The sequence below is a fragment of the Acinetobacter sp. NIOH-H-8 genome, assembly GCF_046635365.1.
Lineage (GTDB): Bacteria > Pseudomonadota > Gammaproteobacteria > Pseudomonadales > Moraxellaceae > Acinetobacter.
Window position 1 is genome coordinate 1 of the sequence record NZ_JBHDVN010000394.1, and the last position, 326, is coordinate 326.

Annotated in this window: 1 pseudogene; it reads left to right on the forward strand. The window is 37.1% G+C overall.

The window, feature by feature from the left end:
- A pseudogene (locus ACEWB7_RS18815) lies at positions 1 to 326 on the forward strand (IS5-like element ISAba31 family transposase); the annotation flags it as partial.

The following is a 326-nucleotide window of genomic DNA, read 5'->3' on the forward strand; positions in this document are numbered from 1 at the left end:
AACGTTTTAATCGTTGGTCAAGCAGCGGTAAGTTACTTAGATTATTCAAATTACTAGCCTCATGCCCCGATATGGAGTGGATTTTTATTGATGGCTCTCATGTACGTGCTCATCAACATTCTGCCGGCATAGCGAATCAATCTATTTCTAAAAGTGTAGGAGGAAACTCCTCAAAAATACATTTGATTGTTGATGCACATGGCAATCCTATTGATTTCATGATTACCGATGGAACCACACATGATGTTAAAGTTGCGCCTGATTTAATATCAACATTAGATTTAAAAGAGACAAAAGTGGTATGTGCAGATAAAGGCTATGATTCA